Origin of the sequence: Hymenobacter cellulosilyticus (assembly GCF_022919215.1) — a bacterium.
Taxonomy (GTDB): Bacteria; Bacteroidota; Bacteroidia; order Cytophagales; family Hymenobacteraceae; genus Hymenobacter; species Hymenobacter cellulosilyticus.
Map to the genome: position 1 here is coordinate 5,724,964 of NZ_CP095046.1, position 20,655 is coordinate 5,745,618.

General features: G+C 58.5%; 24 protein-coding genes and 2 pseudogenes. 15 read left to right on the forward strand and 11 right to left on the reverse strand.

Features of this window, described 5'->3' with window-relative positions:
* Positions 1-306 precede the first annotated feature (306 nt).
* Positions 307-804 (forward strand): ABC transporter permease, encoded by a 498-nt coding sequence (locus MUN79_RS27965; protein ID WP_244675722.1) that lies wholly within the window; start codon positions 307-309, stop codon positions 802-804.
* 472 nt (positions 805-1,276) lie between these two features.
* Here the strand turns inward: MUN79_RS27965 and MUN79_RS27970 are convergent, their stop codons facing one another.
* Together MUN79_RS27970 and MUN79_RS27975 are read right to left on the reverse strand one after the other, a co-directional pair.
* Complete coding sequence (locus MUN79_RS27970) at positions 1,277-2,104, reverse strand: SDR family oxidoreductase (protein WP_311136623.1); 828 nt, start codon at positions 2,102-2,104, stop codon at positions 1,277-1,279.
* Between the two features lie 92 nt (positions 2,105-2,196).
* Positions 2,197-2,841, reverse strand: a complete 645-nt coding sequence (locus MUN79_RS27975; RefSeq protein ID WP_244675723.1) for a peptidylprolyl isomerase — start codon at positions 2,839-2,841, stop codon at positions 2,197-2,199.
* A gap of 312 nt (positions 2,842-3,153) precedes the next feature.
* Here MUN79_RS27975 and MUN79_RS27980 point away from each other — a divergent pair, with 312 nt between their 5' ends.
* The gene (locus MUN79_RS27980) at positions 3,154-3,750 is read left to right on the forward strand and encodes a DUF2238 domain-containing protein (RefSeq protein ID WP_244675724.1); all 597 of its coding nucleotides are present in this window, start codon (positions 3,154-3,156) and stop codon (positions 3,748-3,750) included.
* Positions 3,751-3,799: 49 nt separating this feature from the next.
* Here MUN79_RS27980 and hemC read toward each other — a convergent pair whose 3' ends face one another.
* From hemC to MUN79_RS28005, 7 genes are all read right to left on the reverse strand, one after another.
* Positions 3,800-4,741, reverse strand: a complete 942-nt coding sequence (gene hemC / locus MUN79_RS27985; RefSeq protein ID WP_244675725.1) for a hydroxymethylbilane synthase — start codon at positions 4,739-4,741, stop codon at positions 3,800-3,802.
* 189 nt (positions 4,742-4,930) lie between these two features.
* Complete coding sequence (locus tag MUN79_RS27990; protein WP_244675726.1) at positions 4,931-6,067, reverse strand: DNA polymerase III subunit; 1,137 nt, start codon at positions 6,065-6,067, stop codon at positions 4,931-4,933.
* A gap of 108 nt (positions 6,068-6,175) precedes the next feature.
* Positions 6,176-6,718 carry a hypothetical protein gene (locus MUN79_RS27995; protein WP_244675727.1) on the reverse strand — a complete coding sequence of 181 codons (543 nt, stop codon included), beginning with the start codon at positions 6,716-6,718 and terminating at the stop codon, positions 6,176-6,178.
* Between the two features lie 13 nt (positions 6,719-6,731).
* The gene (locus tag MUN79_RS31560) at positions 6,732-7,448 is read right to left on the reverse strand and encodes a hypothetical protein (protein ID WP_311136806.1); all 717 of its coding nucleotides are present in this window, start codon (positions 7,446-7,448) and stop codon (positions 6,732-6,734) included.
* Positions 7,406-7,777 carry a putative sugar nucleotidyl transferase gene (locus MUN79_RS31565; RefSeq protein ID WP_311136624.1) on the reverse strand — a complete coding sequence of 124 codons (372 nt, stop codon included), beginning with the start codon at positions 7,775-7,777 and terminating at the stop codon, positions 7,406-7,408. The genes MUN79_RS31560 and MUN79_RS31565 overlap by 43 nt, the downstream gene beginning before the upstream one ends.
* Entirely contained in the window at positions 7,761-7,964 is a 204-nt protein-coding gene (locus MUN79_RS31570; protein ID WP_311136625.1) for a putative sugar nucleotidyl transferase, read from the reverse strand. Before MUN79_RS31570 ends, MUN79_RS31565 begins: the two co-directional genes overlap by 17 nt.
* 204 nt (positions 7,965-8,168) lie before the next feature.
* Positions 8,169-8,414: a type B 50S ribosomal protein L31 gene (locus MUN79_RS28005; RefSeq protein ID WP_244675728.1), complete on the reverse strand. Its 246-nt coding sequence runs from the start codon at positions 8,412-8,414 to the stop codon at positions 8,169-8,171.
* Positions 8,415-8,606: 192 nt separating this feature from the next.
* Here MUN79_RS28005 and MUN79_RS28010 point away from each other — a divergent pair, with 192 nt between their 5' ends.
* The 13 genes from MUN79_RS28010 (at position 8,607) to MUN79_RS28065 (ending at position 18,535) form a co-directional block, all read left to right on the forward strand.
* Positions 8,607-9,014, forward strand: coding sequence for a hypothetical protein (locus tag MUN79_RS28010; RefSeq protein WP_244675729.1), 408 nt, complete (start codon positions 8,607-8,609; stop codon positions 9,012-9,014).
* 164 nt (positions 9,015-9,178) lie between these two features.
* Complete coding sequence (locus MUN79_RS28015) at positions 9,179-9,769, forward strand: non-canonical purine NTP diphosphatase (protein WP_244675730.1); 591 nt, start codon at positions 9,179-9,181, stop codon at positions 9,767-9,769.
* Between the two features lie 108 nt (positions 9,770-9,877).
* Complete coding sequence (locus tag MUN79_RS28020) at positions 9,878-10,507, forward strand: uridine kinase family protein (protein WP_244675731.1); 630 nt, start codon at positions 9,878-9,880, stop codon at positions 10,505-10,507.
* A gap of 234 nt (positions 10,508-10,741) precedes the next feature.
* Complete coding sequence (locus MUN79_RS28025) at positions 10,742-11,107, forward strand: hypothetical protein (protein WP_244675732.1); 366 nt, start codon at positions 10,742-10,744, stop codon at positions 11,105-11,107.
* Between the two features lie 128 nt (positions 11,108-11,235).
* Entirely contained in the window at positions 11,236-13,275 is a 2,040-nt protein-coding gene (secD, locus tag MUN79_RS28030) for a protein translocase subunit SecD (protein WP_311136626.1), read from the forward strand.
* Positions 13,276-13,286: 11 nt separating this feature from the next.
* Positions 13,287-14,252 (forward strand): protein translocase subunit SecF, encoded by a 966-nt coding sequence (gene secF / locus MUN79_RS31575; protein ID WP_311136627.1) that lies wholly within the window; start codon positions 13,287-13,289, stop codon positions 14,250-14,252.
* Between the two features lie 189 nt (positions 14,253-14,441).
* Positions 14,442-15,038 carry an RNA polymerase sigma factor gene (locus MUN79_RS28035; protein ID WP_244675733.1) on the forward strand — a complete coding sequence of 199 codons (597 nt, stop codon included), beginning with the start codon at positions 14,442-14,444 and terminating at the stop codon, positions 15,036-15,038.
* Positions 15,013-16,608 (forward strand): hypothetical protein, encoded by a 1,596-nt coding sequence (locus tag MUN79_RS28040; RefSeq protein WP_244675734.1) that lies wholly within the window; start codon positions 15,013-15,015, stop codon positions 16,606-16,608. Before MUN79_RS28035 ends, MUN79_RS28040 begins: the two co-directional genes overlap by 26 nt.
* 55 nt (positions 16,609-16,663) lie before the next feature.
* Positions 16,664-17,035 (forward strand): hypothetical protein, encoded by a 372-nt coding sequence (locus tag MUN79_RS28045; protein ID WP_244675735.1) that lies wholly within the window; start codon positions 16,664-16,666, stop codon positions 17,033-17,035.
* 12 nt (positions 17,036-17,047) lie between these two features.
* Positions 17,048-17,395 carry a YceI family protein gene (locus MUN79_RS28050; protein ID WP_244675736.1) on the forward strand — a complete coding sequence of 116 codons (348 nt, stop codon included), beginning with the start codon at positions 17,048-17,050 and terminating at the stop codon, positions 17,393-17,395.
* Positions 17,386-17,622 carry a YceI family protein gene (locus tag MUN79_RS28055; protein ID WP_244675737.1) on the forward strand — a complete coding sequence of 79 codons (237 nt, stop codon included), beginning with the start codon at positions 17,386-17,388 and terminating at the stop codon, positions 17,620-17,622. Before MUN79_RS28050 ends, MUN79_RS28055 begins: the two co-directional genes overlap by 10 nt.
* On the forward strand, positions 17,619-17,855 hold the full coding sequence (locus MUN79_RS28060; protein WP_244675738.1) for a hypothetical protein: 237 nt from the start codon (positions 17,619-17,621) through the stop codon (positions 17,853-17,855). Before MUN79_RS28055 ends, MUN79_RS28060 begins: the two co-directional genes overlap by 4 nt.
* A complete protein-coding gene (locus MUN79_RS28065) occupies positions 17,855-18,535 on the forward strand; it encodes a DUF5777 family beta-barrel protein (RefSeq protein WP_244678409.1) in 681 nt (226 codons plus the stop codon). Before MUN79_RS28060 ends, MUN79_RS28065 begins: the two co-directional genes overlap by 1 nt.
* A gap of 188 nt (positions 18,536-18,723) precedes the next feature.
* Here the strand turns inward: MUN79_RS28065 and MUN79_RS28070 are convergent.
* Both MUN79_RS28070 and aroC read right to left on the reverse strand, forming a co-directional pair.
* Positions 18,724-19,340: pseudogene (locus MUN79_RS28070) on the reverse strand (NifU family protein).
* A 203-nt stretch (positions 19,341-19,543) separates the two neighbouring features.
* A pseudogene (gene aroC / locus MUN79_RS28075) lies at positions 19,544-20,618 on the reverse strand (chorismate synthase).
* Positions 20,619-20,655 lie beyond the last annotated feature (37 nt).

The window sequence follows — 20,655 nt, forward strand, 5'->3', positions numbered from 1 at the left end:
TCCGCAGGGCCGGGACGTGCTGGCTGGGCTCATCTTCGGCGCTCGCACGGCTTGCCTGATCAGTATACCGGCTGCTCTGGCAGCCACAGTGCTGGGCACACTGCTGGGCAGCCTGGCTGGCTACTGGGGCAACCGGCGACTTACTATTTCCACGCCGCAGCTGCTGGTACTGGGTGGTACAGGGCTAGTACTGTTTCTCTTCCAAACTACCTTTTCAGGACTTGTTCTGGTGCTCGGAGCAAGTGGTGGAGCCTTACTTCTGTGCCGACAGGCTTCCTTTAAACACTTTTCTCGCCGCTCAATCCCGTGGATGCCGGCGTGCTTCTCCTCATTGCGCTGCTGACTTCAGTGCCGCGACTTGTTCTGGTGTTAGCCATTGCCGCAGTGCAGTCATCTTCTGTATTCTCGCTGCTAGCAATACTTTCGCTTACTTACTGGACAGTCTCTGCGCAGTTGGTGCGGGCTGAGATGCTACGTATTCGGCAGTTACCTTTTGTGGAAGCTGCCCAGGCGCTGGGAATACCGCATTGGCAAATTATTATACGTCATACTTGGCCCGTCCTGTGTAAAACCATTGCCGCTTATTTACCGCTCAGTGTAGCTACGCTCATCGGCTTCGAAACCACTCTTTCCTTCCTGGGAGTGGGCCTACCGCCTGAAGTCGCAAGCTGGGGCCGCTTGCTGGCTACAGCCCGGCAGGACCCTACTGCCTGGTGGCTCATTGCCTTTCCTGCCACCACTATTTTGCTGACGATCCTGGCACTGCGGCGGCTTATCGTTTCTTCGGCTGATAAAGCCCATTAAACAGCAAGTAATCCGTCACAATTACCCATTGATTTTCCAGCCAGCTACTACTGTAATTAAGCAGGCAAATGCCCTGAAATAATGTCCTATAACGCATTTACCACGTAGAGCGCAGGTTTATACTGCGCTTGCCTTACCCCAATTTCATCTTTTTTGAATTCAATCCGACTTGATTTATGCATGTCACAATTATGAATAAATCATCCTTTACACCCGGCCTTTCCTGCCCTAATATTGTCATAAGAAACAGCCAGCCAAATGGGCCAGACGGTTTCTCAGACTGCTCTAAGCAGTCCAATGTAATGAAAATGTTCCGCCGGTGAACGGTGAATAATAAATGAATACGGGCCACCCGCTGCTCTGCTCGCAGCGGCAAAACCCACAGGTTGTTGCAATAGGTGTGTAAAAAAACCGCTGGCTTTGCCAACGGTTTTTTTGCGTTTAAACCCTTCCAATGCGTGGAGGCCGCTTTTTAGCTGGCCGTCTGCTGCGCTAGCACCGCAATGCCCTGCTGAAAAGTATGCGGCTCGTAACCCAGGTCGCGCTGTGCTTTGGAGATGATAAAGCCGGTGCGGGCGGGGCGCTTGGCCGGTTGGGTAAACGTATTGGCGTCCACCCTAACAATCAGGGCTTGGTCAAGCTGAAAATAATCGGCAACCTGCAGCGCCATCTGGTAAGGCGTGAGTAATTCGCTGCTGCTGATATGATACACGCCCGCAGCATCGTGCTTGGCTACCAGCCAGCACCCCTGCGCCAAGTCTTCGGCCAGGGTGGGCGTGCGGAACTGGTCATCGACTACCTTGATTTGTTTGCCGGCCCGGAGTGAATCGCGCACCCAGAGCACAATATTGGTACGGCCGTAGTCGTGGGCCGTGCCGTACACGAGGACTGTACGCACAATGGCCCAGCGGGCAGAACTGGCTTGCACGGCCTTTTCGGCAGCCAGCTTACTTTCTCCGTAGAAATTGACCGGACCGGGAGTAGCGTCCTCCGTAAGCGGTCCATGCTCTCCACTGAAGATGAAATCAGTACTGACGTGGGTCAGGTGAATAGAAAGCTGCTCACAGGCTTCTACCAGGTATTCTACGGCCGTCACATTTTGCAGCCAGCACGACTCCTGATTCAGCTCACACTCGTCCACGTTGGTCATGGCGGCAGTATGAATCAGGTGAGTAGGCTGCTCGGCCCGCAACACCTGCTGCACCTGGCGGCGGTCCGTCACATCGAGTGGGACGAAGTGCAGATTTGGATAGAGCCCGGCCAGCTTGTTGGTGCCGCGCGAGGAGGCAATCAGCTCCACATCGGGCTGCTGGCGCAGGAGCTCTACCAGTTTTTGCCCAGCAGGCCATTAGAACCGGTTACCAGAATTCGCTTGGTCATGGTAAGGCGGTGCTATTCGTATTTGTAGCCGTAGAGCTCGGTGATTTTCTTCTTCTTCAGCTTCTCCACTTTCACCATCATTTTGATATCGGTAGTGGGCCGGTCGCGCATATCCTTGGGCTGGGCCGCAATTTTATCGACCACGTCGAGGCCGCTAATAACCTGCCCGAAGACGGTGTAGCCGCCGTTCAGGTGCGGAGTGCCGTTGTGGTTCTGCACGATATAAAACTGAGAGCTGCTGCTGGCTTTGGTGGGGTTCACTATGTCGCCTTGCCGGGCGGCGGCCACGGCCCCAAACTTGTGGGAGAACTCGGGGCGAATTTCGGCCGGAATGGTTACGTCATTCTGCGGGCCCATACCGTCGTTGTTGGGGTCGGCATCTTTGGAGTTACCGTCGCCGCCCTGCACCATGAAGTTCTGGATGATGCGGTGAAACGTGGTGCCGTTATAAAAGCCGCTCTGGGCCAGCTTCAGGAAGTTTGCCTTGTGCAGGGGCGTCTCGTCAAACAGAATCAGCCTGATGTCGCCCTGGGAAGTGCTGATGGTGACCACCTGATCCTTCTTGCTTTTTTTGGGGGCTTTGGCGGCGTGCAAAGCAGGAGCCAGCAAGCAAATCAGCAGCCAGCAGAGCGCCGTAGCGCGGGAAAAGGACTTCATAGCGAGGAGTAAGTGAAAGGATAGAAGGCAAAACTACGTGGTTTCGGGTGGCGGCGCCACAAAATCGGCGGGCAGCAGCCCCAGCTAAAGCCCGCCGGCCAGATGCTGACGGCCCCGAAAGTGCTGATACGAGGTTTCTTCCCTGAAAGGCTGAAGGCTCGGGCAGCGGGCCGTATCAGGCAGTCTTTTTAAGCCTTCGGCGGCGAAACTGCAAAATATCCGTATTCTGCGCCAAGCTCGTCTTTCATTCTCTTCCCATATGTCTGCTTCTCCTTCGGCCACGCCGCCCCGCACTGGTTTCCCAAGCTGCTTTTGCTGGCTTATATCATTCTGTTTGCCGTGCTGGCCATCAACCCGGCCGAGCGGGGCACCTGGGTGGCCGAAAATCTGCCGATTGTCGCCATTGCGGCAGCTTTGGTAGTGCTGTACATGCGCGGCATCCGGTTCTCCAACCTGGCGTATCTGCTGATGAGCGTGCTGCTGTTTATGCACACCATTGGCGGGCACTACACCTTCGAGAAAGTGCCGTTCGATTGGTTTAACAACCTTTTTGGTTTCAAGCGCAATATGTACGACCGGGTGGCCCACGTTAGCGTCGGGTTTTACGCGTTTGCCATTTTGGAGCTGCTCGACCGGTACCAAGTTATCCGCAACCGCGCTGTGGCTTACCTGTTTCCGCTTTGCGTTATCGGGACGGTGGCCATGGCCTACGAGCTTATCGAGTGGGTGTATGCCGAAACGGCCGGTGGCGACGCGGGAGCGGCGTTTCTGGGTAGCCAGGGCGACATCTGGGACGCGCAAAAGGACATGCTGGCCGATACCAGCGGGGCTATTTTCGCCCTGCTGCTGTATTGGCTGCGCAACAAACTCGCCGCCCCTTCCAGACAGGAGCAACCCGCATTAGCATAAAAAAAGGCCGGAAGTCAGTTCCGGCCTTTTTTGTTGGGTATTGCAGCAGCTAGCTCACGGCCCGCTGGCTCCGGATTTCGTCCAGAATCTGGCGGCCGCCGCGGCTAAGAATCCGTTCGGCTAGCTCCGTGCCCATGGCTTCGGCCTGGGCTAGGTCGGCCGTCGTCATAATTTCTTCCAGGTACTGCGCTCCGTCGAGGCTGACGAGGCCGCCGTGCAGCTGCAGGGCGCCGCTGTCGGTGAACGTAGCCAGGGCAAACGAGGGAATGCTGCAGCCGCCCTCCATGGTGCGCAGGAAAGCCCGCTCGGCCAGCAGACAAGTATGAGTCGGCTCGTGGTCGAGGATGCGCTGCAGTTCGGCTTTCAACTCGGGCTCCAGACTACGGGCACACTCCACGGCCACGCTGCCCTGCCCGGTGGCGGGCACAAACTGCGTTTCGGGCAGCACGTGGCGAATCAGCGTGTCGTACTCCATGCGGTGCACGCCGGCGTAAGCCAGCACCAGGGCGTGATATTGGCCTTCTTCCAGCTTGCGCAGGCGGGTTTGCAGGTTGCCCCGGGCCTCGGCCGTGGTAGCGTGCGGATAGTGGCGGCGCAGCACAGCCTTACGGCGCGTGCTACTCGTGCCCAGAATCAGGTCGGGCCGGCTCAAATCCAGGTCGGGGTCGTAGCTGACGATGACGTCGTTGACTTTCTCCCGCTCCATAAAAGCCAGTAGCTCCAGGTCGGCCGGAATCGTGCTTTGCACGTCCTTGGCGCTGTGCACGGCAATATCAATTGCGCCCGAGCGCAGGCTTTCCTCCAGCTCCTCCGTGAACACGCCCTTGGCGCCAATTTTATCGAGGGAGCGGTCCAGCACTACGTCGCCTTTGGTGGTGATGATGACAATTTCAGTAGTCAGCTGGGCCAGCTCCAGGCAGGCAGCCACGTGGTGCGCCTGCCACAAAGCCAGCCGGCTGCCGCGGGTACCAATACGAATGGGACGATTCAAAACCATGGGAAGAAAGGTGGTAATTTGAGGCGACACCCAAACGGGACAAAAAGTTTTCTTTTGGTTTCCGAAAGCGGGGCGCTTACTTGGATTTGCAAAGGTAGCCGCGGGGCCGCGAGGAATTGCCTATAGGGCTTTTAGCGCCCACTATATCAAATTAGCAAACTGTATTTTCTGCGTTTACAGCCTCTAAACGGGCATTTTCAGCAATTCAGCAATCCGTAGCGACATATCCACGAAGACCATGCGCGGGTTAGCATTGCGCTCAATATGGTAGTGCGCATCGTTGAGCTCCTGAGTTAGGGCGTCGGCATTGGCACGATGCACGAAGCGGCTGAAGCCTGCCACAAACTGCTGCTCGGCAGCGGGCAGGTGAGGGACAAACTGCGCGTCGATGCTGTAGAGCAGCACCTTGCGCAGAATGCCCAGACCGAACTGCAGGAACTCCTTCTGATTTTCGCGGCCCATCTTCTGGAACTCGTCGGTTTTGGCCAGAATCAAATCGACTTTGTAGCCGTAGCACTGCCGCATCCACTCCACAAAGAAGGTGAAGTAGTCGTTGTCGGTGGCGGCTTCGCGGGCAGCTAGGGCCGCGCCCAGGTTGCCTTCCACCAGCTGGGCAATTTGCCGGGCCTTCACCTCGGGCACCTGGTGCTCATCGCGCAAAAAGGCGGAAATGTCGGCCTCGGAATACGGACGAACCACTACTGGCTGCACCCGGCTGATGATGGTGGGCAGCAGCTGTTCGGGCGAGAAGCTTACGAGCAGAAAAATAGTGGCCGGTGGCGGTTCTTCCAGCAATTTAAGCACGGCGTTGGCCGCGGCCGGATGCATTAGCTCCGGCAGCCAGATAATGACAATTTTGAACTGGGCTTCAAAAGCCTTGAGCGAAACCAGCTTCAGCAGCTGCAGACTCTCTTCCTTGGAAATGCTGCCCTGCTTGTTATCGGCCCCGATGTGCTGCATCCAGTCGTTAAGGCCCTGATAAGGGTTTTCGAGCACGAATGAGCGCCAATCCGCCGCGAATTTGCTGCTCACCGCATCCTTCGACACCGCCTTGGTGGTCGTGACGGGCAGGATGAAGTTCAGGTCGGGGTGAATGAGCTTGTCATTTTTCTGACACGCCGCACACTGCCCGCAGGAATCCTGGGACCCGGGGCCGCGCTGCTCACAGTTCAGAAACGTGGCATAAGCCAAGGCCAGGGCCAGGGCCGCCGAGCCTTCGGCTCCCCGAAACAGCTGGGCGTGGGCCACGTGCTGCCGGTGCACCGTTTGCACCAGCACGCGCTTAATCTCTGCTTGACCGGGTATTTCAGAAAAACGCATTTGCTTGGTTGGTTACTCGGGCAAAGGGTTAGTAGTGACCAGTGGCCGGCTCCTTTCTACTAGGCAACTCGGCGCAGGCGTGGAAGAACGGCTTGTGCCGGCGCAGCATCAGTTTGACTGACTACGCTGGTCAATTTTCCATTTGCGGCGGGCCTTGTGGTGCCACAGCAGCTGCAGCGAATCTAGGTAGTCATTCCCGAATTCGATAGTAACCAGCTCATCGAATGGAAACCGCAGGTCGTAATTTAGGTCCAGCTCGGCGCGTGGGGAGAGGCTGTTGATCCGGAAACTGGTTTCGTCAGCGTCGCGCAGCTGCCCACAAAAGCAGGTTTCCTCTTCATCCTGAATTTGAAACAGCTTAAAGTGGCGCTCGGCGTACCTCAGCAATTCGACGACGCTGCCGAAAGCAAAGCTCTCCGGCAAGTCCGTACCAATGCCTTTAAGCTTCAATACCTGTTCGGTTTGCTTACGGCCGGCCGGAGCCTTACGCCCTACAATGTGCGACTTAGCAACCAGTACATAGCCATCCACTACATAATCACCCGGGATGTTGCGCAGCAACAGCCACTGCTCATTCTCGGCCAGCCACAAACCAACTAGTTCTGCTTCCCAGCTGTCCAGCTGCACATATTCTACCCGGTATGGTCGCATGGCATGCACTGTTTTACTCGGTGGTCGGAGCTGAAACGTCTTTGCCGACGGCCTTTTCCCAGATCCGGTCCTTGGCGGTAGTGTCGAAGACGTGCTGCATGATGGCCTGCTCGGTAGCATCGTAAGGCAGATTACGGCGGGCCATAACCCGCTCGGCTACTTCGGCCACTTTGGGCATCTTGAACGTTTCGAAGCCCGCAGACCCGCCCCAGCTGAAGGAAGGAATAAAGGTGCGTGGGAAGCCGGCTCCGAAAATGTTGGCCCCTACTCCGACCACTGTACCGGTGTTAAACATCGTGTTGATGCCGCACTTGCTATGGTCGCCCATCATCAGGCCACAGAACTGCTGGCCGGTATTGACGAAGCGGCCCGCGCTGTGGCTCCAGATTTTAACCGGAGCGTAGTTGTTCTTCAGGTTCGATGTATTGGTATCGGCGCCCAGGTTGCACCACTCCCCAATGACGGAGTTGCCCAGGTAGCCGTCGTGGCCTTTGTTGGAATACCCAAGCAAAATGGAGTTGCCGACTTCCCCACCTACCTTACTGTAGGGCCCTACGGTGTTGTCGCCACGCATTTTGGCCCCGACATTAATGTGCGAACCTTCACACAAGGCCAAAGGGCCCTTGATAATGGCACCCTCATGAACCTGGGAGTTTTTGCCCAGGTAAATCGGCCCGTCCTCGGCATTCAGAATAGCCGCCCGAATCTTGACACCCTCTTCAATAAAGATGTTCTCGGGGCGTACACGATGGTATGCGCGTCGCCCACGGGCTGCGACTGCCGGCCATGGGTGAGCAAGGCAAAGTCCCGGCGGATTTCGGCGCCGTTGTGTAAAAACAAGTGCCACACTTCCCGCAGGGCCAGCACCGGCTCGGCTACTTCCCTGGTGTTGGAAAAGCCGTCCTGAATAAGCTCGGCCACATTACGGGCTTCAGCAAGATGAGCCGCTACCAGCAAGTTGCCGTCCATCAAGGCCTCACCCGGCTGCAGCGCCTGCACCTGCTTGGCCAGCAGCTCGTCGGGACATACGGCCCGTTGATAACTAGGGCTGGCCCCCAATGGGTCCGGCGGGATACTTGGCCTGCAGATATTGCTCGGTAAGGTAGTGCGCGGGCTGCCCGAGGCGGCGCTCCCACTTTTCGGCCACCGTCAGGATGCCGCAGCGCAGGGCCGCTACCGGGCGGGTAAAAGTAAAGGGCAACAGGCGGGGCCGGATGGCGGGGTCGTCGAAGAGCAGAACAGTCATGCAGGGCAAGAAAAGATAAGCGAAAAACAAAGCCGCAAGTTAGCGCCTCAGGCCTACAACCGCTTGCCTGGGCGTCAACTTTGCAGGTAAGCCAGGCCGAAAACTCAGGCGTTGAGGCAACAAAAAACTCCTTCTGGCCGGGCCAAAAGGAGTTTTGTATAATCTAGTAAGCTGCAGGCATCCGCTTGCGGCCACTGGCCAGAACTACTTCTTCTGGTAGCGGTTGCGGAATTTCTCAACGCGGCCAGCGGTGTCGATAAACACGTTTTTGCCGGTGTAGAAAGGGTGCGAGGCGCTGCTAACTTCCACCTTGATGACGGGGTACGTCTTGCCGTCCTCCATCGTGATGGTCTCGTTGGAGTTCATCGTCGAGCGGGTGATGAATTTAAAGTCGCTGGACGTGTCCTGGAACACAACTTGGCGATACTCGGGGTGGATGTCTTTTTTCATGGTCGTGATGCCGTTTAAACCTTCTGGCCCTGCCGATTTTGCGGAAGGGACTGCAAAAGTACACGTTAGCTCCGGATTTTAAAAACGTCGGCCGTCTTTTCTACTTTTAACAGGATTGTTGGCCGAAAGAACTGGAAAATGCATATTTTTGGTTTCGCCCTGACTATATTCTACTCTCCCTATTGTCCCTTTATGCTTCGTACCGCTACTTTATTCACCGTAATCGGCCTACTAATAGGCACGCTGGCTTATGGGGCCACGATTACGCTGTTTCAGGCCAACTTTGACGGCACCAACGTGCGCGTGGAGTGGGAAATAACGAACGAAGCCGGCGTGCAGGGCTACGACCTCTGGCGCAAGGCCAACAACGAGCCGGCTTTTGCCCACCTGGCCACCCAGGCGCCCGGCAGCCAGCGGCGTTACCAGTTTCTGGACACCAACATGTACCGCGGCACGGCCGGCACCACCGGTGGGGGCCCCTTCACGTACCGCCTGACGGTGCACACCACCACCGGTGACCAGAACTATACTACCGTGCTCAGCACCACGCCCAGCGCCGTGCAGCGCTCCTGGGGCAGCATCAAGTCCATGTTTCGCTAGGAGTGAAATAGAGAGTTATCAAATACTCAAGCCGGCTCTGAGCCGGTTTTTTTGTGCGTGTATCTTTGCTCGGCAGCTTACTGGCGCGGCCAAAGCGAGGCACTGAGCTTGCCTTAGGTGCCTCGTTTCTACTCACAATTTCACCACCTCACCTCTTCCTTCCGATGCGGATCTGTTTTGCTACGAATAACGAGCATAAGCTCACCGAAGTCCGGGCCCTGCTGCCGGCCAGCATTGAGCTCGTAAGTCTGCGCGACATTGGCTGCCACGAGGAATTGCCCGAAACCCAGGACACGCTGGAAGGCAACGCCCGCCAGAAAGCCGAATACGTGTGGAATAACTACCAGACTTCGTGCTTTGCCGATGACACCGGCCTGGAAGTAGCCGCCCTGAACGGAGAGCCGGGCGTGTACTCGGCGCGCTACGCCGGTCCCCAGCGCTCCGCCGCCGACAACGTGGCCAAGCTGCTGCAGGAACTCCAAGGCCAGCCTAACCGCGCGGCCCAGTTCCGGACCGTGGTGGCGCTGGTACTGCCCAGCGGCGCGGTCCACGAGTTTGCCGGGGCCGTAGACGGCACCATTACCGAACAGGTGCGGGGCGCGGACGGCTTTGGCTACGACCCTATTTTCCAGCCCGCCGACCACAGTCTGACTTTCGCCGAAATGAGTCTGGCCGAGAAAAACACCCTGAGTCACCGGGCACGGGCGGTGGAGCAGTTGATACGCTTTTTAGAAGCTCAGGCGGGAAAACGGTAGCCAAACCGGAAATATTCGCGGCTATAAGGGCCCAAAAACACCGCGGCACAAGTCATTTTGTTACTTTTGCAGGGTTGGCCCTGTCGGTACGGGCCACTTCCCACCCCCATGCAACATCCTTTCATCGTCGGTATTACGGGCGGCAGCGCCTCGGGCAAGACCACCTTTCTGCGCCGCCTGCTGGCCTCGTTTCCTGAAGAAGACATCTGCCTGATTTCGCAGGACAACTACTACCACCCGCGCGAAAGCCAGTCGATTGATGTCAATGGCGTCACCAACTTCGACCTGCCCTCTTCCATCGACTCGGCTGCCTATGCCGCCGATGTGCTGCAAATCAGCCAGGGTCGGGAGGTGCGCCGTCAGGAATACACGTTCAACAACCCGAACGTGAAGCCGGCCGAGCTGGTCTTCCGGCCCGCCCCTATCGTGGTCGTGGAAGGCATCTTCGTATTTTACTTCGAGGAAGTAGCCAAACTGCTCGACTTGAAAGTATACATCGATGCCCGGGAGCACGTGAAGCTGCAGCGCCGCATCGTGCGCGACCGGGACGAGCGGGGCTATGATTTGGAAGACGTGCTTTACCGCTACACCAACCACGTAGCGCCGACCTACGAGAAGTACATCAAGCCCTTCAAGCAGGATGCCGACATCGTAATTCCCAACAACCGCCACTTCGACCGGGGCTTGGAGGTGCTGGTTTCCTTCCTGCGAAACAAAGTAGTAGAAGCCAAACAATAGCCTGTTTCGGACAAGACAAAAAGCCTCGGGCCGCTTCTGAAAAGGAGTTGCCCGAGGCTTTTTGCTGGCTCAGGCCTAGCCCAATTTCAGCGGGCTGACTTGCTCACAGGGCTAATTGCGCGGTGGCTGGCTACGGATTTTAATAACGTTTGTTAGTCTTTTTGGGCTTAATCTGCCGGATTTCCCTTGCCCGCGCTACCGGGTTTGGCTATATTTGTAGCCATTGCCTTGAGAATGTCCGTCTTTATCTCCCACTTTTTGCCTCGCCTGCGCTTCACGCTGCTCACAGCTACCCTGCTGTTTGTGCTGTCGTTGAACCATCAGGCCGTTGCTACCTACCGGGTTCCGGTGGGCAAGGAAACGCGCGTGGGTGCTGGGCCTAAAGCGGCTCTGGTAAAGCAAAAAGTTCTTTTAGAAGCCACGGCCCCCCTGGGCTTATGGCTGGCTCCGGCCGCCGATGCCTGGCAGCCCGACTTCGAACCGTTGGTATGGCCCCGTCTGCAACAGCAAGCGGCCATATTGCAGCCCCGGCCCAGTGCCGTTCCTGATTTGTTTCGTTCCCGGCTGCTGGTGGCAGCCCTGTCGCCACACGCTCCCTAACGGAGGCGGTTCTGTTGTGCGGCTCTATTAGGAGCCGACTTGCCCTTGCAAGTGCAGTTGACGCGCCGCGGACATAGCTCCGCCGCCCGATCCGGATTACTTTCCCGAATACATTTTACTTTCTCTCAATGCGTAATAAAGGACTTATTATCGCGCTGACGGCCGTCGTGACGGCTTTATGCGCGTACTTTCTCTTCTTCACCTACGTCTCGCGCGGCGTTCAGCAAGACGCGGTGGCGTACGCTACCCAGGGTGGCAAGCTCGACGAGCGTCAGCGCCAACACTACCTCGACTCAGTGTGGCGCGCTCCGGTATTCAGCTTTCTGGGTGCCGACTATACCTACCGTGACGTACGCGCCTCAGAGCTGGGCCTCGGCCTCGACCTGAAAGGCGGCATGCACGTAACGCTGGAAGTGTCGCCGGTGGAAATCGTGCGCGCTATGTCGGGCAACTCCAAGGACGCAAACTTCAACAAGGCGCTGGCTCAGGCCCAGGAGCTGCAGAAGACCAACCCATCGACGCCCTTCACGGCGCTGTTTGCCCAGGCCTACCGCACCATCGCGCCCAACGACCGGCTGGCCCGCATCTTTGCTAACACGACCAACAAGAGCCGGGGCATCGACATCAACTCGCCCAACGAGAAGGTAATTGCCGCCATCGACAAGGAAGAGGAAGAAGCTATTGACCGCTCCTTCAACATCCTGCGTACCCGCGTCGACAAGTTCGGCGTAAACCAGCCCAACATCCAGCGCGTGAAAGGCACGGGCCGCATCCAGATCGAGTTGCCCGGCGTCGACAACCCGGACCGCGTGCGCAAGCTGCTGCAGGGCCAGGCCAAGCTGGAGTTTTGGGAAGTATGGCGCACCGACGAGTTCGGCCCCTACTTCAACCAGCTCAGCGAAGTACTGACCGCCAAAGAAGCTGCTGAGAAACTCAACGGCACCGCCGCTGCTACTCCCGCCGCTACCACCGACACTACCGCTACGGCTGCTACCGCTGCCGCCGGCGACTCTTCTTCCCTGGCCAGCCAGCTGGCTAAGAACAAGCCCGCTACGACTGCTAAGGCTGACTCGGCTAATCCCCAGCAGGGCAACGCCCTGGCCAAGCTCTTCACGATGCCCGGTGCTCTGGGCTCGAACGTGCGCGACACTGCCCGCGTGAATGCCCTGATGAAGAGCCCCGAGGTGCGCAACGTATTGCCCGCCAACCTGACCTTCCTGTGGGGTGTGAAGCCCGACGTAATCGAAGGCCAGGAGTACTTGCAGTTCTACGCCATCCGCAAGTCGCGGGAGGCTACCGCCCCGCTCGGTGGCGAGGTAGTATCGGATGCCCGCCAGGACTACGACCAGGGTGGTCGTCCGGAGGTAAGCATGCAAATGAACCCCTCGGGTGCCAAGAAGTGGCAGCGCTTGACGGCGGCCAACATCGGCCGCCAGGTGGCTATTGTGCTTGATGACTACGTGTACTCGGCTCCCGTGGTACAGGCTGAAATTGCCGGTGGTAACTCCAGCATCTCGGGCAACTTCTCGATTGAAGAAGCTCAGGACTTGGCCAACGTACTGAAGGCCGGTAAGCTCCCCGCTCCTACTCGCATCGTGGAAGAGGCCGTAGTAGGTCCTTCGCTCGGTCAGGAAGCCATCAACCAGGGTTTGTACTCGTCGCTGGCTGGCTTGGTGCTGATCATGATTTTCATGGCCGTGTACTACGGCAAGGCTGGTTTGGTAGCTGATGCTGCCCTGCTCTTCAACGGCTTCCTGATTCTGGGCGTACTGGCCCAGTTCGGCACGGCCCTTACCCTGCCCGGTATTGCTGGTCTGGTGCTGACCTTCGGCATGGCCGTAGACGCCAACGTACTGATCTTCGAGCGTATCCGCGAAGAACTGGACCATGGCCTGACCGTAAAAGACGCCATCAACAAAGGCTACGCCCGCGCTTTCTCGGCCATCTTCGACTCCAACGTAACGACGATGCTGATTGCCGTTATCCTGGGCTTCTTCGGCACGGGTCCGGTTCAGAACTTCGCCATCACCCTGGGTATCGGCGTACTGACCTCCTTCCTGTCGGCCGTATTCGTGTCGCGCCTCATCATTGAGTGGCTCACCAAAGACAAGGAAACCAGCAGCATCACCTTCAGCACGCCTATTTCGCGTCACCTGTTCAAGGGCTGAACTTCGACATCGTGGGCAAGCGCAAGATTGCCTATGCCGTTTCGACCATCTTCATCATCATCGGCTTCGTGCTGATGGCCGTGCAGGGTGGCCCCAACCTGGGGGTTGACTTCCGCGGTGGCCGCAGCTACGTGGTTGATTTCAACAAGGCTGAAGTTGCTTCCGACATCAAAGAATCGTTGGCCGATGACTTCCAGGGTGCTGGTACGGAGGTAAAAACCTTTGGCTCGCCGACCCGCCTGCGCATCACCACCGGCTACCTGGCCGAGGATGAAAGCACCGCTGCCGACGAGAAAGTGCAGAACGCGCTGCTGGCTGGCCTGAAGCAATACGGCGCCGACAATCCGCAGATCAAGAGCACCTCGAAAGTAGGCGCTACCATTGCCGACGACATCAAGAAGACTTCGGTACTGAGCCTGGGCCTGACCCTGCTGGGTATCTTCGTCTACGTATTGTTCCGCTTCGAAAAGTGGCAGTACTCGATGGCGGCCGTAGTGGCCCTGTTCCACGACGCCCTGCTGGTTATTGCTGCCTACCCCATTGCCCGTCTGTTCGGTTTGAACTACGAAATGGACCAGATCTTCGTGGCCGCCGTGCTGACCATCATCGGCTTCTCGATGAACGACACCGTGGTTATCTACGACCGGATCCGGGAATACCTGCGCGAGAATCCGCACCTGACGTTTGCCCAGGTAGTAAACCCGGCCCTGAACAGCACGTTCTCCCGCACGATGATTACGTTTACCACCGTATTCCTGGTAGTAATCGTACTCTACATCTTCGGTGGTGAGACGCTGCGTTCGTTCTCCTTCGCCATGATCGTGGGTATTATCTTCGGTACGTACTCGTCGCTGTTTATCGCTACGCCGATTATCCTCGACACTTACGGCCGCAAGGAAGCCCGCGAGCGTGGCACGACCACTTCGACGGTCATCACCGACGCCGACGCTCCCAAGCTATCGACCACAGTTCAATAAAGAAGTACGGGTTGACCCGCTTCACTGGGTTAATTCGATTTCATAGCCGAACAAAAAAGCCTGACCATGCCGGTCAGGCTTTTTTGTTGCCGTTTTAGTAGCTGCTGCCCAGCCATTTTATTAAATTTTATAAACTGAGGCAACCATTCTTCGCCGCCCTCCGAGTCGTTGGATATATCCCCCGCCGCCGTGCCCCAACCTGACCACGACCCCGAGATGCTTGTTGCCCTACTGGCTGGCTGCCAGCGGGCGGAGCGCGACGCGCAGCGGCGGCTGTATGGGCTGTACTATAACTTTGCCATGAGTATCTGCCTGCGCTACACCCGCACCCGCGACGCGGCCATGGAGGCTGTCAACGACGGGTTCCTGAAGGTGTTCCGCGACGTGAGCCGTTTCGACGTGGCCCGCCACGAAGTCAGCGGCTCGTTTCGGGGCTGGCTCAAGCGCATCATGATTCACACGGCCATCGACCATTACCGCAGTCAGGAAAAGCATCAGCACCAGCAGGAGCTCAATGACGTGGCTTTTGCCGAAGCCGACACCGGCCATTCCGCTCTCGATACCCTTTCCTATGATGAGCTGCTGCACCTGATTCAGCAGCTTTCCCCGGCTTACCGCACGGTTTTCAACCTTTACGTCATCGACGGTTTTACCCACGAAGAAGTAAGCACCCAGCTGGGCATCTCAGTGGGAGCTTCGAAATCCAACCTGTCCAAGGCGCGTGCCCACCTAAAGCACCTTCTTAAACAAACCAACCACCATGCGTACGCCGGATATGTCGGATGAGGAACTCGACGCGCTGTTTCAGCGAAGTGCCGAGAACTATCCCGACGAACATAACCTCAGCGCCTGGCTGCAGATGGAGCGGAAGCTGGACGAAGCCGCCGCCGGGCAGCTCGTGCGCCAGAAGGTGGTACGCATCTTCGCGTTGGAAACCGTGGTGCTACTGCTAGCCCTACTGGGCTGGCTGAGCTATTCTAACTATTCGCAACAACCCCAGGCCGGAAAGGCAGCCAGACAAACTCCTGCCTCAATAGCGGCAACTCCAGGCGCTACGCCGACTATCCTTTCCAAGCCAGAATCAACTACTCCGGCCCAGGGCGTTGCGGCTCGTCGGCAACCGGCTGCTACCCTGGCTGCCGTGGCCCTGCCGAGCCTTTCAGGACCAGAAGCTACTCCAGCAGTTTCGTCACCCGCGCCAGTTGAAGCCGCGCTGCCGAATACAGCCCCCGGGCGGACTACCCGGCCAGCTCGGAGTTCTTTCCGCCTGCCAATAGCGGTAGTACCAACTCGGAAGCCGAATCCGGCTTTTCAGACCATGGCTACGGCTTACCCAACAGAATCAGTGGTGGCGGCTGGCCCGAGTGCTGGAAGGTCGGTTGCCCACCCGGCGGCACTCACGCCGGCGGCGCCTGAGCGTTCAACTCAAGTTCCGGCGGGTTTGCCGGCGGCTGAGCTGCCGGTAGCCCCTACCTTCACGCCCCGCCCAGAGGCTCCAGTGCCCGCGTCCGTAACGCCCGACGCCGACAAGACGGTGGCCTCCGCTCCGGTGGCTTCTGAAACAGCTGTTGCAGCAGCTTTGCAGCCGGGTGGTGAGCCCCTACCCGACAGCCCTTCAGGAGCCACCCCGCCACCCGCTGACTCGGCCGCTACTGCTGCTTCGGTAGCAGCAGGGCCCACTACCCCGCTGCCCGCGCCGGCCCCGGCGGACTCTGTGAATAACCAAAAGCCCAAACAGCCGGCCCGCACGAAGCCGGCTTACCGCCTCAGTATTGGCGGACTGTATGCCCCGGAGCTAAGCACTGTGGGCTGGACCACAACCACTTCCCCCGGCAGCAACCTGGGCATTGTGGTGGAGTACCGCTTCACCAACCGGCTCCGGCTCAATGTGGCGGCCATTCGCTCCGTGAAACGCTACGTAGCCCGCGGCAGTGACTACACCGTGCCCGCTGGCACCTGGGACGCCAACTATACCATCGACCAAGTGGGAGCCGTGTGCCGCATTACTGATTTGCCCATCAACCTGCGCTACGACGTGCTCAATCGTGAGAATATGGCCGTGTTTGTATCGGCTGGGCTCACCTCCCTGCTGATGCGCGACGAGCAGTATGCCTACGACTACGAGTACTATGGGAAGTACTACACCCGCGACTGGAACATCAGCAAAGGCTCCAACCACTTCTTGAGCGTGGTCAACCTCTCGGCGGGCTATGAGCGGAGCCTGGCCAACCGCTGGTCGGTGCAGGGGGAGCCGTTTGTGAAGGTGCCATTGGGCGGCGTAGGCTTCGGCAAAGTAAAGCTCAGCAGCGCCGGCGTGTTTTTCAGCCTTAAATACCACCTGCTCCCGACCCGCTAGCCGGGTCCTGACCGCGCCCCGCGCCGGTTTTGTCTGCCACCATTTCCTGCTTTATATGCTACGCCCAGTACTTTTTCTGGTTGGCGGACTGGCTATGCTCAGCAGTTGCGCCTACGACAACGCGGAGGAGCTTTTTGCCGCGCAGCCCACGGTGCAGTGCGACGTTACGAGCACCACCTACAGCGCCACCATTTCGCCCATCCTGGACCAAAGCTGCCGCAACTGCCACAGCGCCCGGTTTCCGAGCGGCAACGTGAACCTGGAAGGCTACGCCCAGGCCAAGCGCTACGCCGACAACGGTATGCTGGTGGGCGTCACGAGCCACGCCCCCGGCTTCGACCCTATGCCCCTGGGAATGCCCAAGCTTTCGGACTGCGACGTGGCCCGCATCAAGCAGTGGGTGGAAAACAAAGCCCCCAATAACTAAGCCTGCCCTGCTATGAAAACGCTGTTATTACTCGGGCTCTGCCTGCTGCTGCCGCCCGCCGCCCAGGCCCAGAGCAAATACTCGACCCAGGACGGAATGATCCGCTTTTTCTCCGGCACGCCCCTGGAAGACATAGAGGGCCGTAGCACCCAGGCGGCCGGCGTACTGGACCTGAACACGGGCAAAGTGGCCTTTAGTGTGCCTATGAAGTCGTTCATTTTCAAGCGGACCCTGATGCAGGAGCACTTCAATGAAAACTACGTGGAATCGGACAAGTACCCAAAGGCCACATTTGTGGGCCGGATTGCGGGCTTTCAGGCCGGGCAGCTACCGGCGGCCGGCCCCGGCCGGTGCAGGTAGAAGGCGACCTGACTATTCACGGGGTGAAGCGCCGGGTGAAAGTGCCGGGTACGCTGGAGCTGAAAAACAACCGCCTGCTGGTAACCTCCAAGTTTGCGGTGGCCCCAGCCGACTACAATATCGAAATTCCGGCCCTGGTCCGCGACAATATTGCCAAGAGCATGGAAGTCACCCTGGCCTTCAGCTGCGACCCAGCGCCCACGTCCCAAACCGCCGTTGCCCGATGAGCCTACTTCGCCCTTTCCCGTTGCGGCAACTGCTCGGCAGCTTGCTATTCGTATTGCTCGGCGCTTTGCCAGTCTTGGCCCAGGACGACGACCTGCTGCAGGAGCTGGAAGCTAAGGCCGCCGACAGCACCCGCTCCCGCGTACCCGACTTCACTCTGGCTACCTTCAAGGGCACCCACATCATCAACTCCCAGTCGGTGGAGACGCCGGGGAAGGCACGCTGCTATTCCTGATTCAGCACCGCTTCGGGACGCTCAACAGCGGGGCCTATAACTTCTTCGGCCTCGACCAGGCCGTGCTGCGCCTAAGCTTCGAGTACGGCCTCACCGACCGGCTGGCTCTGGGTGTGGGCCGCAGCTCCCAGGAAAAAACCTTCGACGGCTTCGTCAAATACAAGGCCCTGCGGCAAAGCACCGGCACCCACGCCATGCCGGTTTCGCTGACGCTGCTAGCCACGTCGGCCCTTACCTCGCTGAAATTCGCGGAGCCTGAGCGCACCGACAAAACCCGACTGACCTACACCTACCAGGCCCTGATTGCGCGCAAGTTCAGTTCGTCGTTGTCGGTGCAGCTTATGCCCACGCTGGTGCACCGCAACTTCGTGGACACCAAGCGGGACCAAAACGACGTGTACGCCCTGGGCGCGGCCGTGCGGCAGAAGCTCACCAAGCGCCTGGCTCTCACGGCCGACTACTTCTACTTGCTGCCCGGCTCCACCGCCGATGCTATGCGCAACGCCCTGGGTGTAGGCGTCGATATCGAAACCGGCGGCCACGTGTTTCAGCTGCACTTCACCAATGCCCAGGGCATGCAGGAAAGCTTGTTTGTACCCCGCACTACCGGCAACTTCTTCGACGGCGACATCTACTTCGGCTTCAATGTGAGCCGGGCCTTTACCGTCAAAAGCCGGTAGGTGGTGAGGTCCAGTCTGGTTGTAATGGAATAAAATTAATTTCGATTATAAGCAGTCGATTACTGCCAGCGTGGTTGTAATGGAATTTATTTTTTACTGATTACAACCACACGCAGCCCTAGGCAGCACACCACAAAAAAAGCCCGGCTACTGCTAGCCGGGCTTTTCTATATCAATGCGGGGAGTACTTACACCGTAATGCCTTCGGCTACGACTTCGGTTACTTCGGGCACCATGCGCTTGAGCAGGTTTTCGATGCCCGACTTCAGCGTAACGGTGGCCGAGGGGCAGCCCGAGCACGAGCCCTGCAGGTTTACGGTCACCACGCCCTTGTTGTAGGAGCGGAAGGTGATGTTGCCGCCATCCTGCTCTACAGCTGGGCGCACGTAGTTTTCGAGCAGGTCAATTACTTTTTGGCTGATCTGCTGATCCTGCTCGGAGGCGTCGCCGGTGGCTACGGCCTCGTGGGCAGCTTTCTGCTCGGCCACGGGGTCCACGGTGAAGATGGGTCCGCCGGCTTCTACGTACGACTTGAGGAAAGTGCGCAGCTCGGGAATCAGGTGGGTCCAGGTCAGGTCCGAGGCCTTGGTGATGGTCACGAAGTTGGCCGCAATAAACACCCGGCTCACGTAGTCGAAGTTGAACAGCTCCTGGGCCAGCGGCGAGTTGGCGGCGGCCTCCAGGTTAGGATAATCCACGCTCACCCCGTCGCTAAGCAGCTGGGTGTTGAGCACGAACTTCATGGATTCGGGTTGGGGCTGGCTTCGGCGTAAATAGAAACCGGGCAGCGGGGAAGTGAGGGTATCAGCCATGTTTGAAAGACTTGGAGACGATAGAGAAAACGCAGGAAGCTGCGCTAAAGTAGTAAACAGCAGTGGCGGTAAAACCGTGCCACGCGCTATATGTTGCGAAGGTACGCAAGTAGTGGCAGTTTGATATGTTCTGGCCCCGCCAGAATGACTATCGGGTGGCTACGCAGTGCCAGAAGCTCAGAGACTTGCCGGCGCCTTACGCCTTGTTGGCCCGGGCCCGCAGCAGCATATCAGCCACGACCAGGTTGGTCATGGCATCCACGATGGGTACGGCCCGGGCAGCACGCAGGGGTCGTGCCGGCCTTTGCCGGCCAGGGTTATTTCCTCGCCCTGGTCATTAATGGTAGTCTGAGGCTGCAGAATGGTAGCCACAGGTTTGAAGGCCACCCGGAAGTAAATATCCTGCCCGTTGCTGATGCCGCCCTGAATCCCACCCGAGTGGTTGGTACGGGTGCGCACCTGGCCCTGCTCGTCGGTGTAAAAGGCGTCGTTGTGCTCGGAGCCAAACAGCAGCGTGCCCGCAAAGCCGGAACCGTACTCGAAGCCTTTCACCGCGTTGATGCTGAGCATGGCCTTGCCTAATTCGGCGTGGAGCTTATCAAACACCGGCTCGCCGAGGCCAGCCGGTACGCCCAGCACCACGCCCGTCACCAGGCCGCCTACGGTATCCTGCCGGTCCCGGGTCTGCCGAATCAGCTCGGTCATCTGCTCGGCGGTTTCGGGGTGGGGGCAGCGCACCATGTTCGTATCAATCAGGCTCAGATCCAGCTGCTCATAGCCCACGGGCACCACTACGGCCCCTACTTGCGACACGTAGCTCAGGGCCCGGATGCCGTGCTGGGCCAAAAACTCGCCAGCCACCGCGCCGGCCGCCACCCGGGCCGCCGTTTCGCGGGCCGAACTGCGGCCCCGCCCCGGTAGTCACGCTGCCCGTACTTCTGGTCGTAGGTATAGTCGGCGTGCGAAGGGCGGTAGGCGTGCTCAATGTGGGAGTAGTCGTGGCTGGCCTGGTCCTGGTTGCGAATCAGCAGGCCAATGGGAGTGCCGGTCGTTTGCCCGTTGAAAATACCCGACAGCACCTCTACCTGGTCGGCCTCCTTGCGCGGGGTCGTCAGCTCCGACTGCCCGGGCCGACGCCGGTCCAGTGCCGCCTGAATGGTGGCTACCTCAATGGAAATTCCGGCCGGACAGCCATCAATGACAACGCCGATGCCGGGTCCGTGGGATTCGCCGAAGGTGGTAATGCGGAATAAGGTACCGAAGGTGTTCATGGGCAAAGCATCAGTTTGGCCGCAAAGGAACTGCTAA